Annotated in this window: 12 protein-coding genes; 5 read left to right on the top strand and 7 right to left on the bottom strand. The window is 44.8% G+C overall.

Going from position 1 to position 14,569, the window contains the following annotated elements; all coding sequences use genetic code 11:
• From PLH26_RS13510 to PLH26_RS13500, 3 genes are all read right to left on the bottom strand, one after another.
• Window positions 1-500, bottom strand: a 500-nt coding sequence (locus PLH26_RS13510) for a hypothetical protein (RefSeq protein ID WP_502876388.1), incomplete at its 3' end; no start/stop codon positions are given.
• A gap of 42 nt (window positions 501-542) precedes the next feature.
• The gene (locus PLH26_RS13505; RefSeq protein ID WP_324586556.1) at window positions 543-2,039 is read right to left on the bottom strand and encodes a RagB/SusD family nutrient uptake outer membrane protein; all 1,497 of its coding nucleotides are present in this window, start codon (window positions 2,037-2,039) and stop codon (window positions 543-545) included.
• Between the two features lie 18 nt (window positions 2,040-2,057).
• A complete protein-coding gene (locus PLH26_RS13500; protein ID WP_324586555.1) occupies window positions 2,058-5,183 on the bottom strand; it encodes a SusC/RagA family TonB-linked outer membrane protein in 3,126 nt (1,041 codons plus the stop codon).
• Window positions 5,184-5,427: 244 nt separating this feature from the next.
• Between PLH26_RS13500 and PLH26_RS13495 the strand changes: the two genes are divergently transcribed.
• Both PLH26_RS13495 and PLH26_RS13490 read left to right on the top strand, forming a co-directional pair.
• The gene (locus PLH26_RS13495) at window positions 5,428-6,318 is read left to right on the top strand and encodes an AraC family transcriptional regulator (RefSeq protein ID WP_324586554.1); all 891 of its coding nucleotides are present in this window, start codon (window positions 5,428-5,430) and stop codon (window positions 6,316-6,318) included.
• Between the two features lie 297 nt (window positions 6,319-6,615).
• Window positions 6,616-7,137 (top strand): DUF6799 domain-containing protein, encoded by a 522-nt coding sequence (locus tag PLH26_RS13490; RefSeq protein ID WP_324586553.1) that lies wholly within the window; start codon window positions 6,616-6,618, stop codon window positions 7,135-7,137.
• A 164-nt stretch (window positions 7,138-7,301) separates the two neighbouring features.
• Here the strand turns inward: PLH26_RS13490 and PLH26_RS13485 are convergent, their stop codons facing one another.
• Both PLH26_RS13485 and PLH26_RS13480 read right to left on the bottom strand, forming a co-directional pair.
• Window positions 7,302-8,000 (bottom strand): hypothetical protein, encoded by a 699-nt coding sequence (locus PLH26_RS13485; RefSeq protein WP_324586552.1) that lies wholly within the window; start codon window positions 7,998-8,000, stop codon window positions 7,302-7,304.
• Between the two features lie 81 nt (window positions 8,001-8,081).
• Window positions 8,082-8,693, bottom strand: a complete 612-nt coding sequence (locus tag PLH26_RS13480; protein WP_324586551.1) for a hypothetical protein — start codon at window positions 8,691-8,693, stop codon at window positions 8,082-8,084.
• A 75-nt stretch (window positions 8,694-8,768) separates the two neighbouring features.
• On the opposite strand from PLH26_RS13480, the gene PLH26_RS13475 reads away from it, so the two are divergent.
• Window positions 8,769-8,996, top strand: coding sequence for a helix-turn-helix domain-containing protein (locus PLH26_RS13475; protein WP_324586550.1), 228 nt, complete (start codon window positions 8,769-8,771; stop codon window positions 8,994-8,996).
• Window positions 8,997-9,168: 172 nt separating this feature from the next.
• Here the strand turns inward: PLH26_RS13475 and PLH26_RS13470 are convergent, their stop codons facing one another.
• Both PLH26_RS13470 and PLH26_RS13465 read right to left on the bottom strand, forming a co-directional pair.
• Entirely contained in the window at window positions 9,169-10,362 is a 1,194-nt protein-coding gene (locus tag PLH26_RS13470; protein WP_324586549.1) for a toll/interleukin-1 receptor domain-containing protein, read from the bottom strand.
• 308 nt (window positions 10,363-10,670) lie between these two features.
• Window positions 10,671-12,236, bottom strand: a complete 1,566-nt coding sequence (locus PLH26_RS13465; protein ID WP_324586548.1) for a S10 family peptidase — start codon at window positions 12,234-12,236, stop codon at window positions 10,671-10,673.
• An 88-nt stretch (window positions 12,237-12,324) separates the two neighbouring features.
• Here PLH26_RS13465 and PLH26_RS13460 point away from each other — a divergent pair, with 88 nt between their 5' ends.
• On the top strand, window positions 12,325-12,774 hold the full coding sequence (locus PLH26_RS13460; protein WP_324586547.1) for a hypothetical protein: 450 nt from the start codon (window positions 12,325-12,327) through the stop codon (window positions 12,772-12,774).
• Between the two features lie 179 nt (window positions 12,775-12,953).
• A partial coding sequence (aspS, locus tag PLH26_RS13455) for an aspartate--tRNA ligase (RefSeq protein WP_324586546.1) occupies window positions 12,954-14,569 on the top strand: 1,616 nt, incomplete at its 3' end.

Genomic DNA, 14,569 nt, shown 5'->3' with positions numbered 1-14,569 from the left:
ACTTCGCACATGCCGTTGGAAATATCAAGAGAATGACCCAACAATTCAGCCTGCCTGCGGTCAAAGCCCAATAATACCGAGCCGCAGGGAAAAGGACGGGGATACGGTTTCCTGTAATTGTCCTGGGCCATCAGGCTGTATTTTTTGTACCATGGATCATCGGTAAGCAATTTAAGCGTATCGGGAATTTTGCTTACCCTGTCAAAAACATACCGGAAGTTACCTATCTCTTCGCGGTGATTTTCGGCGATACGGATGTCCCACACATTATTGTGACCAAAGTACAGCATAACGCCATCCGGCCGGGTAGTTACCACTACTCCCATGCCACCGTTTCCCAGCAGGGCTCCTTCAAAAAAATCAACTGCAGGCTTATTATAATCAATGCCATGCTTCTTTGCCTGTTCAAAACCGGAGAAACTGTCCCCGCCGGTGGAGGCTGTATTGCAGCCCCACCCTGCGAGGTATATTAAGAGAACCAACTGCGCAAGTATCCGCATTATGTTATTTTTAAAAAATTAAGATTCATAAAAAAACAGGGCCTAATAATTCGGATTTTGATCCAGTCCGGGATTAACGTCAATTTCACTTTGCGGGAAGGGAAACAGGTAATGCTTTGCCGGATCAAACTTACGTTGCGCACCTCCGGGATCTATAAGCGTTGGAATATAGGTCTCCGCAGTTTTCCAGCGTTTGATATCCCAGTAACGCTTGCCTTCCAATGCAAGTTCCACCCGGCGTTCATGCCTTATGCGTTCACGCATCTGATCTTTACTTAAACCTGCGGGCAAAGGAGGCATATCAACACCTGGTCTTGCCCTTATGGCATTCAGCGCATCGTATACACTTTGGTCGGGACCAGCATCTTCATTCCTGGCTTCTGCATAAATCAACAATACTTCTGCATAGCGGAGCAATATCCAATCCTGCTCACTTCTTGTGCTATAGTCCACCGGGAGCGCATCCCAGTTCAAACCTTTTACCGGTTCATAACCCGTTCCCGACTGGGCATTGTAGTTGAATCCCATTTCCACTCCTGAAGAATTGATCACTTTATCTTCAAAAGCTTTGATGGTCATTAACAGCCTGGGATCGCGGTTAAGGCGCCAGTTGGAGGGTTGATATAAAGGCGACTCGGCTATGGATTTACCATCGGTGCACTCATAATCATTTACCAGTTCCTGTCTTGGATTGATGGTACCATGCCAGGCAAATTGAATATCAGGCCCGGTAGCGGCCCTATCGGGATTGAGGTATTGTGCAGACATCATGATCTCGGGGTTACCGGCCTGCCCGCTGGCAAGAAACAATGTCCTGTAATTATCAAAGAGCGAAAATTTACCATCGGATATCACCTGTCCCGCAACATCTGCGGCTTCCTTCCATCTGCCGTTGTGCAGCAATACTTTTGCCTTTAGTGCCAATGCTGATCCTTTAACGGCGTGACCGTTGTATGTTGTATTGGCAAGGCTGCCGATGGCAGCATCCAGGTCTGCCAGGATTTGCGTTACCACATCTTCTTTTGTGCTCTGCTTCACTTTTGACTCGTCAATGGTCACCAGGTGTGTGTATAGAGGAACACCACCATAAAACTCCGTTAATGTAAAATAAAACATAGCGCGCAGGAACAACACTTCTCCTTTATACTGCGTTTTAATTTCTTCCGAAACAGGCGCACGGTCAATGTTTTCAAGAAAGAAATTACAGGAGCTTATCCCCTGGTAGCACTGTGCGTATATGCCTGACACAATTCCTCCCGAAGTAGGTTCAATGAGACCCTGTCCCAAAGCTACTACATCGGCGCCCTGGTTGGCACAGATATCTCCGCCCAGTACATCCCAGAACATCGTATTGTGATCGAACGTGGAAGTGAGTATTCTTGCATACACGCCGGCAAGTGCCATATCTACTTCATTCTGGTTATTCCAGAATGTTTCGCTTGAAATCTGATCAAGCGGGTTTTTATCAAGAAATTTTGAACAGGACGTTATTTGCACTGCCAATGCAGCGATTGCACATATTTTGAATAGCTTTTTCATAACATTTCAATGGTTTGGTTAAAGAGTGGCTTTCACGCCTGCGGTATAGGTTGTTACCTGGGGGTATATGCTGAACCTGCAACCATCACAGGAGCGCTCAGGATCAGACCCGGGATATTTTGTAATGGTAACAACATTATCGCCCGATATGTACGCACGCAGCGCTTTAAGTCCGATTTTACGGGCAAACGCTGAAGAGAACCCATAGCTCAGCACAACATTTTTTAACCTCAGATAGGACGCATCCAGCAACCAATAGGTGCTGTGTGTACCATTGTTGGGCTTGTAAGTCTGTTCAAACATTGCAGGTGTGGTATTGGAATGGTTTTCCGGTGTCCACATGTTCTTTACAAAGTCCTTTGTTGGTGAAGAGCCCTGTGCAAAAGGAGCGAATCCCCATGCCCGGTGCAACCCACCCATATATACCTTAGAGCCTTCAACACCTTGCAGGAATGCAGTGAAATCAAAGTTTTTCCATGACAGGTTCAGGCTGCCTCCATAATAAAACTTTGCGTAGGCGCCATCTACCACTACCCTGTCTTTTGCATCTATTACACCATCTCCATCGGCATCCCGGAAACGAAGATCACCCGGACTGGGATTGAACGGATGAGCGGGAGCTTTGTCAATTTCTTCCTGGCTTTGGAAAATACCTTCCATTTCTATGAGATAGTATGCATTGAAAGGCAATCCTTCTTTAATTATTCTTGTACCATATGAAGGGCTCTTTACACTCAGCACCTTATTGCTGAAAGTGGAGAAATTAAAGTTTATATTGTAAGCCACTTCACCGATCCTGTTGCGGTGACCTATCTCAAACTCCCAGCCTGTATTTTTCATTTTGCCATAATTAACGGTAGGCGCAGACAGCCCTATGCTCGCAGGTATAGGTATCTGGTAAAGAATACCGTCGGTAACCTTATCAAACCAATCTGCCGTAAAAGAGATCAAACCGTTTTGCAGGCTGTAATCAATGCCAAAATCGGTAACCGTGGTAGTCTCCCACTTTAAAGTACGATCCACCAACCGGGTTAGCTGTACCCCGGGCTCCAGCGATGCAAAGGGATAAGATGTATTGGCCAGCACATTCTGGTAAGGATATAACCCAACATTCTGGTTGCCCAATTGCCCCCAGGAAGCCCGAAGCTTCAGGTTATCCGTCCAGCCTGCATCCCGCAGGAAAGATTCTTCAGAAATTCTCCAGCCTGCAGAAAGAGAAGGAAAGAAGCCCCATCTTGTTTCGGGAGCTATCCTTGAAGTGCCGTCATAGCGTGCATTTGCTTCAAAAAGGTATTTGCCTTCGAAATCATAATTCAGCCGGCCAAAGAACGACTGGATCGCCCACTCATTGGCAGTGCCGCCTGTGCTTTGTCCATCTGCCGCGCCGGCATTCAATTCTGAAATATTATCTGTGGGAAAAGTAATTTTTGAACCATTCATCACCCTGTAATTGTTTGATTCCTGGTTATAGCCCAGCAGCACATTCAGGTTGTGCATTCCAGCAAACGTTTTCGTATAATTTAACGTGGAATACAGCGTTGTTTCAAAAGTTTGCGACATCTGTTCACGTACACCCTGCTGCCATACTGCATTGTTGTGGGCATAGCTGCCATCATTAAAATAATAATTGTCTACCGCATGCTCGAAGCGCTTGTTAAAATAGTCTGTAAACCCCACAGCACCTTTGGTGTACCATGTTAAATCTTTTGACAATTTTATGTCTGCATATACCTGTGTACGCACGTCGTTAATATTGATCTTTCTAAACCCGCTGGTTATTAAAGCATCAGGATTCCTCACTGTCCATTCGCCAATGCTGCTGCTGTACCTGGCCACATAGCCGGTGGTGCCATCGGGCAAAGTCATTGTTGGTGTATAATTGGGTCCCGAATAGGCGCTCATTACATAATCGTTATCGCCGAAATTATCCTGCTGAATATCTCTTTTGGTAAGCTGTACATTACCTCCTATGCTGATCCAATCCTTAACCTTACTATCTACTGAAAGCAACAGGTTATACTTTTTGAGATCATAGATACTGATGATCCCGCCCTGACCGTAGTATCCAAGCCCGAGGTTGAAAGTTGTTTTTTCATTACCGCCGCTGATGCCAAGATGGTGATCCTGTGCATACGCAGTTTTGAACACGTGATCCACCCAATTGAAGTTGGGATATTTAGGATCACCGGGGTTGTTGCGGAACGCGTTAATGGTTTCCTGGTTGAAATAGGTAGGCAGGCCGCTTCTTGTATTTGCCTGGTTCCAGTACTCCATATAATCTGCAGAGTTGGTCACAAGGTCTGGAAGCCGTGTAGCTTTTTGGGCCTGAACATTGCCATGATATTGAATGGTAAGATCCCTGGCTTTACCACGTTTGGTAGTAACCAGTATTACGCCATTGGCAGCCCGTGCCCCGTAAATGGCGGCGGAAGCAGCATCTTTCAGCACAGACACAGATTCGATATCATCGGGGTTCAGAGCGCTCATATCACCACGAACACCATCAATCAATATCAGCGGATCACTTCCGGCACTGCTAAAAGTGCCAACGCCGCGTATCCTCATCTGTGCGTTGTCATCACCCGGCTTGCCGGAGCTTTGCGTTACCTGCAGACCGGTAACTTTTCCCTGCAGCAAATTTTGTACATTGGGAGCTGAGCGCTTTGCCAGCTCATCGCCTCCAATATAAGATACGGCTCCGGTAAGGTTTCCTTTTTTTTGCGTACCATAACCTACCACCACTACCTGGTCGAGCTCCGATACATCTCTTTTTAAGAAAATATCATAATGCAAACTGTTGGTTATTGTAGTTTCCTGTGTGGCGAATCCTATGGCTGTTATCACCAGCACATCTCCTTCGCCGGCTTCTATACTGAATTTGCCATCTGCACTGGTTTGTGTACCGGCAGATGCATTTTTAATTGTAACAGAAGCACCTGCAACAGGTTCTCCCTGTGCATCTTTTACCGTGCCGGTAACCGTTTTGAAATACGATGGCGCAAAGTGGTTCGCCGTGGAGGTTAATGGAATGTTTAGTCCACAGAACATAAATAATATTGCGAACCATCTGATGCAATACTGCGAAGCGCATGAACGCGCAGGCGATACATTCTCATGCAGAGAAAAAGCTTTGGTTGCAGACATACGTAAGTTTTTATTGATGACTGAATAATGAATAGCTCAACAAACCTATCAGGAATAAATGCTTATCAGGTTGTGGATTTTATTGAATTGGTAAAGTTTTTTACCATCAATTCTTATGTTACTTTTTTCCGATTTTTTATAACTTTAAATCCGATATTGGTATAAGCGTACCGGCATAGCCGGCTGATGGCTTGTTTTAAGAAGGAGATTCCAATGTGCGCGTATACCACTTAAATGCTTGTCAATGAAACCTGAACTGATCGTAGATGCGCCTATCCTGGGACAGAAAAAAATATGGGTGAAAAAAATTAATAAACCTCATTTCGATCATCCTTATCATTTTCACAAACTTGCTGAAATAACCTGGATAGAAAAGAGTCACGGGAAGTTGATCATAGGGGATTATGTAGGGAACTTTTCTGAGGGCGAGATCATTCTTGCCAGCCCCGAATTGCCTCACCTCTGGAAATGCGATCCGGCCTATTATAAAAGCAATAAAAACCTGGTCACCAAAGCGGTCGGGCTGTATTTTCCCCTTGAGCTGGCAAACAGGGTATCGGATGATGTTACCGGCATACACATGTACAATGAGCTTATGCAAAGGGCTGAAAGGGGACTACGGTTTTACGGTAAAACCAGGGCTGCCGTTAATGATAAAATGAAAGAGCTGGTTAACGCCAGCGGTTTACTGCAGCTTGGTATTTTTTTACAGGTGATAGATATACTTTCAAGATCGGACGAGTATGAATTTCTCGCCAGTGTGGGATACACAAGATCTTCCAATATCAACGACATAGAAAGGTTCAACGAGGTATACCAATTCCTCTTAAAGAATTTTCACAAAGATATTATGCTTGAAGAGGTGGCCCGCATTTGCAATATGAGCCCTAATTCATTTTGCCGTTTTTTCAAGCAAAAAACACAGAAGACCTTTACTTATTTTCTAAATGAAATACGTATCGGTCATGCAAAAAGATTGCTTCAAAACGAAAATTACCCGATAAAGGATATCTGTTATGAGTGTGGCTACAATAACCCGGTACATTTCTTCAATTTCTTTAAAAGAATCGTCAATCAAACTCCAAAGGCATTCAGGAGCAGCATACTTAAAATGAATAACGAACACCGGAATTAAATTGAAACAGGTTAAGAATTGATTATTATTTTCCGGGATACAATCCCGGAAGAACATAGCAGGTATGAAGTCAGAGACTTCATACCGCGGTGGCTCATACAGCAGTGGCGCCAGTCCTGGTGACATATCTTCCAAACTTTCGCTATACGGGGCATTTTTTCCACGGATTGGATATCAGTCATTAAACATGAACCAGGCAATGCCTGTGTGTTCATAAATACCGATAATTCATGTCTGGCACTTTTTTGGTATAATCACTTGGCAAAGAACCTGATTTTTTAATTAAACAGAACTTGTATGAAAAAGATATTTTTTTTCGCTGCTGTTGCAGTTGCCGTTGTTGCCTGTAATAATTCGGGGGATACAACAATGAGTGGCGATGATACGGCTACACTGCAAACGCCGCCGGCAGATCATACCCATGTGGATATGGATGCTGCTGCAACATACCAGCCCGGAGAAGGTGATGTAAAATGGCAGAACGAAAAATTGCTTGTTTATGAAAACGGTACCTGGAGAGAAGCTGAAAAGGATATTACACTTGATGACGGTACAGTAATTACAGTTAAAGGAGATGCCAGGAATAAAGAAGGCAGGACCATTACGCTTAAAGAAGGTGAATCTGTAAAAAAGACCGGACGCTTTTTTGACAAAACAGGAAAGGCCATTTCCGATGCATGGGATGCCACCAAAGAAGGTGTAAAAAATGCAGGTGAAGCGGTGAAAGAAGGTGCAAAGGATGCAGGCAAAGCCGTTAAAGAAGGAGCGGATAAAGCAGGCAAAAAAGCAAAAGAGCTGGTTGACTCGGTTAAAAATTAATATTTTGCCACGAAGGCCCGCTTGGACCGGATTCATTTAGCTTTCAAAGGTTTTTTACAGACAGTTACCTGAAGATCAGACCTGGTGTCCTTGTGGCTTAGTGGCACACCTTCTAAACCCGCCCTTTTGAGAGCGTCTCTTTTTTTATTACCGCTTCCTGCAAATTACTTTAACCTGAATGCAATGCCGGCGTTGATATTTATGGTTTGGATATGCTGACTCACATTATAAGTTTCCTTTGTACCCATGCTTGTTGTTATGCTAACATTCTTAAAGTTCGGTGTATAATTCATATAATCCGCGCTCAGCATAAAGGCCATTCTCTTACCCGCATTGAACCTCATTCCGAGATTAACCAGATATGAAAATGCTGTTGCGGTAGCGCTGTGCTGCCGCACCCATCCTGAACCTTCCAATGATGAAAAGCGCATATCAACTATAGGTGAGGCGGTAGTCTTAAACCCGGCCAGTGTTTTGAGCTCAAATACGATGGTACCTTTCTGGTTTAAAGACTGGGCGGAATAAATCCCTGCCATCAAGCCTCCGCTGTTCCATCCATCGCTTTCTACATTTGTATTTGCCCCTGGAGCTGCCTGCCTCATGCTGGCGGCAAGTGATTGCACATTAACAGGATGATACTGGCCGCGAAGCAGCACTGCCAGTCCCGCATTCTTTTTGAGCTTATATGCAAAATGCGCATCAAATACTCCTCCTGTGCTTGTACCGTCCTTCACAAAGCTTCCCAATGGTATAGCCGGGCCTAATGATATACCGATATAACCCCTGTCAATTTCTGTTGTTTGCGCCGATACAATAGATGCGATAGTCATACAAATGACCATAAATAATATGTTCTTCTTCATAGTGATTGGGTTTAGGTTAAAGATGTAGCTTGTAAATAGCCTTGTATAAAAAAGTAATGATTTAGAAATGAAAATGATTTATTACCATACATACGACAGGTGCAGTTTAAATGCCACACCCGCATTTGCATCAAGCGTTATTACCGGAGGAAATCCATTCGCTTTAGAATAGGGAGTGAAAATAATTTCTCCCATAAAATCATCTGATTCGAATAAACCGCTATCATAATCATATAATCTGATTGTATATTGATCCTGGGGTTCGGTTAAGTCTATAGCCGGAGTAATGTTGAATGCGTACACACTGGAAGGCCCTGCATTTTCATAATAAGTTGAACTTTTCCATAACACAGCATCACCTTTTGATAATTCAGGAAATATGTCAGCTCCGCTTGAAGCATCCCATCCACCCCCGTTACCTGTGGTTGCCGGGAACTTAGTTACTTCAATTTTGGTTACTTTAATTTTACGTGGAGTAATTTGTTGACTACAGTCTGCTCCGCCGTAACCTTCAGGGCAAACGCAGTCGCCGTTAACACAATGTCCGCCGTTCAGGCAAACGGTGTTTGCGCAGGGATCCGGATCGGGTAAAGTGATCAGGAAATCCGCGCTATCTTTTTTGCAAGAGAACGTGATCAGCAGGATCGCCAGTACAAGAAGCCTTTTCCCGGAGTTGAAACTTTTGATTTTCATGATGTTGAATTTTACAAATCAGATTAGAGCAAATTTGCTCTAATCTGATTTGCTCTAAAATGTCAATTTGGTCGCGTGAAGTATTTCAAAGACGATCAATTTGTAAAAAAGTTTGGAAAAAGGCTTCGCGATCTTCGCAAAGCAAAGCAGGTTTCGCAGGAGGAGCTTTCTTACCGGACAGGCTTTGAGTTGAGCCAGATCGGCAGAATTGAAAGAGGAACGATCAATACTTCTATCAGTCACGCCGCCACAATAGCAAAGGCGCTCAATATACACATCACTGAGCTTTTTTTATTCGATTGATCATTGTTGCCACACTTCCGGTTATTTTATATCCGGGATGCAATCCCGAAAGAACATAATGAATGCGAAGTCTTCAGACTTCGCACAGCATATCAGCATATGAACTATGATGGTAACTCATAAAGCAATTATAGGACACATTTTAATTTTCGGGATTTGTAGCGTTCGTCTTTCAATCCACTTTTGCAAACCGGAATGAATATACAAAAGGATCCAGTGTTATTCCGGCTGATAGTTCGGCGGGAGTATCCCGTTGTATTTTTATAACTGCTGTTGTACTGTTTACCAGGTGCAGCGTAACAGATGCCCGGATAGAAGTATTGGATCCTTTATTCATTATTGTATCGCCCTGCTTTCCTATTCCGGCCCGTTCTTCTTTCAAAATTTTATACTGTTGTGCGGCAACAGCAATATCTTCTGCAGTAATTTTCACTTCCTCCTTTAGCACACAGGATGTGCAGCCGGCAAACCCGTTGAATATACTTAAAAAAGCAGTGTCGTTCGTTTTAGGGTAATAGAACTGAACATAGCTTTTGATCTTCACTTTTTGTTCATCCAGCTCATCTATCTTCAGGTATCCCCTGTGCGATACGGCTTTAGGCTCCACTTCAACCAGTTGCCAGTTGCCTGTAAAAGTTTCATTTAAGCGCACTGTGCTTTTTTCTTTTGCTTTATTGCCGGTTCCGGACTTTACTGTTCCTTTTCCTGCTTCTTCAGCATTGCGTGTTTCATTTTTTTCCGGCTTTTGGGAATCAACATCAACAAAACGTTCTTCACCTGCAGTTGTATCATTTGTATTTACCATTTCACGTGAGCCGTCATTTACGATCTCTTTACTTTTTACTGAATACATTACCACCGCAGCTATTGCAATAACAAAAAAAGCAATGACCAATATGAGCGATGAAGGTTTTGCAAGAAAGGATCCGGCTTTTTTTTGTGGTAGCTTGCGCTCTCCCGGCTGGAAGAAACCGGAAACTTCACCTCCTTTTAATTCTCTTGTCAATTGGGCAAGCCCTGTGTTGTAATCTTTGGTAAAATCTACATGCTGTAACCGCTGCAGCCTGAAAGGCGTTTTGCTGTCATGCACAATAACGGGTATAACCTTTTTATCCTGATCCAGCGCATAATATACCTCATCCAGCACATTATTGGAGATCACCGATTTTTCCGTTTCTATGAACAATAAGCAATCGCAGGTTTCCAGTGCTTTTTCTATTTCAAGATCCCATTCCGAGCCTGCCCTGATGTCCTGCTGGTCAATCCATACATTAAACCCCTGCTTTTTGAGATCGAGTGCAAGCCGCAAAGCAAAGTCCGATCCATCAGCCCTCGAATAACTAAAGAAGATTTTTTTTAATGCCATTGAAAGGTATGTTACCTGAAAATACGGCTTAAAAGTGAAAAATTAAAAACCATAAACTTCCGGGAACCCGGAGATGCGGTCGGTACCCGACGAAGGAGGGTCAGCACCGCATCTGAACGCAAAGCACCAGGAAATCAAATAATAAGAACCAAATACCAAGAACCAAATAAATACAGATGGTTCGTTCCCCGCCACGGCGGGCAGGCTTATAATGGCAAAACTTAAATCCGAAGCGATAAGCTCTAAATCCGAAACCCGAAAACACAGCCCCTTTCTCTTCTCACCATTCTCCATTCACTTCTTTCCTCCTACCTTTCACCTCTTTCCTCCCCTCCATACTTCGCTCCCTTCCCCGCCTTGGGTATCGTTCTCAAAATAAAATCGCGCAGGTGTTGGGTGCTGGTAGCCAGGTCTTCCTTACGCAGGTACATCATATGCCCGCTGCGGTAGCCCTCCCATGTCATACGGCTTTGCAGCTTTCCGCCCGGGTCCATTTGCCACATATTGTATCTGGCATTGAAGTAATCGCAGGCGCCATCGTAATAACCGCTTTGCACCAGCAGGTGCAGGTCGGGATTTTGCGCCATCGCCTGGCGGAGATTTTCGCCGGTTTTGTTGTTTTCATTGTCCCATGGAAATACATTGCCGAACATATTGTAGGGGAGGTCTGTCCTATAATTCAGTTCATCACGAAGGTAAATATTGATAGCGGGAGTAAAAGCATGCAGCCAGGCTGCCAGCTCCGCATTGTAATCCGGACGCTCGCCACCGTCTTTTTTATCTACGCCAAGGTAGCGGGAGTCTAAGCGTCCGATGGTATAGCCTTTGTCTCTCAATAATTCCTTCCAGAAAAAACTGGCAGAAACAGAAAGGTTTTGCTGCAGCACCGCTTTTTCACTCAGCCCCGAATAACGGGCTACCTTAGTCGCTATTTGTTTTCTTGGGGCTTCACCAAGCGTACCGCCTTTTGCCAGGGCCGGCAGGTATTCATCAACGGTAAAAGCTTCCACTTCGGGCAGCATATCGGTCAGGTCTTTTTGCTGCAGATCGGCAGGCAGCACCTTGTGATACCAGGCTGTGGCAGCGTAATAGGGCAGCAGCAATGCGGCGCCCATCACTTCGCCCCTTTCAATGCCCAGGTTGGTTGGTGAAACCAGTATTACACCATTAAGGTATATCCATTGTGCATTCTGCAGTTCCAGCGCCAATCCCGAAACCCTTGTAGTGCCATAACTTTCACCAATCAGGTATTTGGGAGAAGCCCAACGTTTGTACCGGCTGATGAAAGTACTGATCCATTCTGCCAGGTATTTGATATCGGCATTCACACCAAAAAATTTCGTCTTTGGTATATCCTTGTTCACCGCTCTTGAAAAACCGGTATTTACCGGGTCTATATATACAATATCTGCCACATCCAGTATAGAATACGGGTTATCGCGCATGCCATAAGGCTGAACGGGGTACCCTTCGTCATCTATTTGAAGTATCCGTGGGCCTGTATAGCCGATCTCCATCCATACAGAGGGCGTACCCGGCCCGCCGTTGAATGAAATGAGCAGGGGGCGGGATGAACGGTCGGTCACATCAGACCTTTCGTAGTAAGTATAAAACACGCCGGCAATCGGTTTCCCATTCTCATTCCATACGGGAATGGTACCTGCGATAACGGTATAGGGAACACGCCGGCCCTTAATGGTGATCGTATTTTTTACAGTAACAGCCGAATCTATATTAAGCTTGCGCACCAAAGCTTCCATTTCCTTGGCCGGTTGCTGCGAAGGAAGATCAGGCAGTTCATTGTTTTGCTTCTGCGGCAATGCTGCCGGTAAAAATCCTAAGAACAGCAGGGAGAGGAAGCCTATTTTTTTCATGGCAGGAAATTTAAGCGTTAAAGACGCTGCACTTAAAAGTATTAAATAAAAATTTATTTTTGAAAGCATAAACTCCCACGGGAAGTAAATGCTTATCTTTTATTTCAGTTGCATGAACGACAACAACGACGTGTACAGCATCCCCGGCCGCTTCCGGCGCATAGAGAACCTGCATATTTTATTATGGCTGCTTAAAGACATTTGCTGGGCTCTGGATTTCCATGTAACGGGCATGATCATGATCGTACCTACGCTTACCGTTGCCATTACCATTACCTGGCAAACGCGCAAGCTCATTGCAGAGCTTTTACATAACCTGGCAGTGGTGCTGTGGATCACGGCCAACTGCCTGTGGATGACGGGAGAATTTTATGGCTGGGATGAAGGTACCTGGGGCGCCCGGCATTTGGCGCTCATTCCGTTTAGCACCGGTTTGTGCGTACTGGCTTACTATTATCTTTTTTTAGGGCACAAAAAAAACGTTAGAAAGCAAATGATATTAAAAGCGGAGGAGCTGGTGAGGGAGGAACAGGTGTGAGAAGCAAATAACAAATAACAAAAAACAAATACCAAATAAAGTCTGAAGCCATAAGCGCTAAATCCGAAAAATACAACGATAAACTAAAAATCATAAACAACAAATAATACAATTCACAAACCACAAATCCCGCTATCCTGCTTAAATGATTTACCTTTGCTGTCCTTAAAAAACACAGGATGTACAGGACACACACATGCGGGGCATTAAATATAGAAGATACGGGAAAAACAGTAACGCTTGCCGGCTGGGTACAGACCATCAGGAAGTTTGGCGCTATTACCTTTATTGACCTGCGCGACCGCTATGGCATTACGCAATTGCTATTCGGCGAAGAACTGAACCGGCAACTGGAAGAACATCCCCCGGGACGGGAATTTGTTTTGCAGGTCACAGGTATTGTCGTGGAGCGCAGCAATAAAAATCCCCATCTTTCTACGGGTGAGATCGAGATCAATATACAGTCATTCGGGGTTCTTAACCAATCGGCAACGCCGCCTTTTACCATACAGGATGATACCGATGGCGGCGATGATCTGCGCATGAAATACAGGTACCTGGATCTGCGCCGCAATGCGGTTAAACGCAATATGGAGCTGCGTTATGCAGTAAGCCGTTCTGCCAGGAACTACCTGCACGAAAACGGCTTTATGGACATTGAAACACCATTCCTCATCAAATCAACGCCGGAAGGAGCCAGGGATTTTGTGGTGCCTTCACGCATGAACACGGGACAGTTTTATGCATTGCCGCAAAGTCCGCAAACTTTTAAACAGTTGCTGATGGTAAGCGGCTACGACCGGTATTACCAGGTGGTGAAATGCTTCAGGGATGAGGATCTGCGGGCCGACCGGCAGCCGGAGTTTACGCAAATTGATTGCGAGATGAGCTTCGTGGAGCAGGAAGATATACTCAATATGTTTGAAGGGCTGATCAGGCGGATTTTTAAAGATGTAAAAGGCATTGAATATACAGACAAGATTGAAAGGATGAGCTGGGAAGATGCGATGTGGGATTACGGTAACGATAAACCTGATATTCGCTTTGGAATGCAGGTGGCCAATTTAAAAGTGCCGCCGCATGTATATCTCAGCAGGCAACAAACGATTCCCCAAACACCCATTGGCGAAGGCGGCTTTAAAGTATTCGATGAGGCCGAAACCCTTGTAGCTATTGCCATACCGGGCTGCAGCGAGTATTCCCGGAAACAAACCGATGAGCTAACGGAATGGGTTAAACGCCCCCAGATTGGCATGAAAGGACTGGCATTCATAAAATGCAATGCAGACGGAAGCTTTAAGAGCAGCATAGATAAATTTTATACCGGGGAGCAATTAAAATCCATTGCCGCAGCGGCTAAGGCCAATACCGGCGACCTGGTTTTAATCCTTGCCGGAGCCGAAGAACGTACCCGCAAAGCCATCAGTGAGCTACGGCTTGAAATGGGCAGACGTCTGGGATTAAGGAAAAACAATGAATTCAGGCTGTTGTGGGTACTCGATTTCCCGTTGTTTGAATATGCAGCCGATGATAACCGGTGGGTAGCGCGGCATCACCCGTTTACCTCACCCCGGCCTTCCGACATTGATACCATGATCAATCATTCGCCTGTTATTGAAGATGCAGCAAGATACCTTGAACATCCCTACGCCAATATCAAAGCCAATGCATATGATATGGTTTTGAACGGAAATGAGATCGGTGGCGGATCCATCAGGATCTTTCAAAGGAGCCTGCAGGAAAAAATGTTCGCCGCACTGGGCATGAGCAGGGAAGAATCGCTGCATAAGTTCGG

Origin of the sequence: Agriterribacter sp. (genome assembly GCF_035444585.1) — a bacterium.
Classification (GTDB): domain Bacteria; phylum Bacteroidota; class Bacteroidia; order Chitinophagales; family Chitinophagaceae; genus Agriterribacter.
The sequence above is the reverse complement of the archived record's forward strand: the minus strand, read 5'-3'. Positions and strand labels throughout refer to the sequence as shown.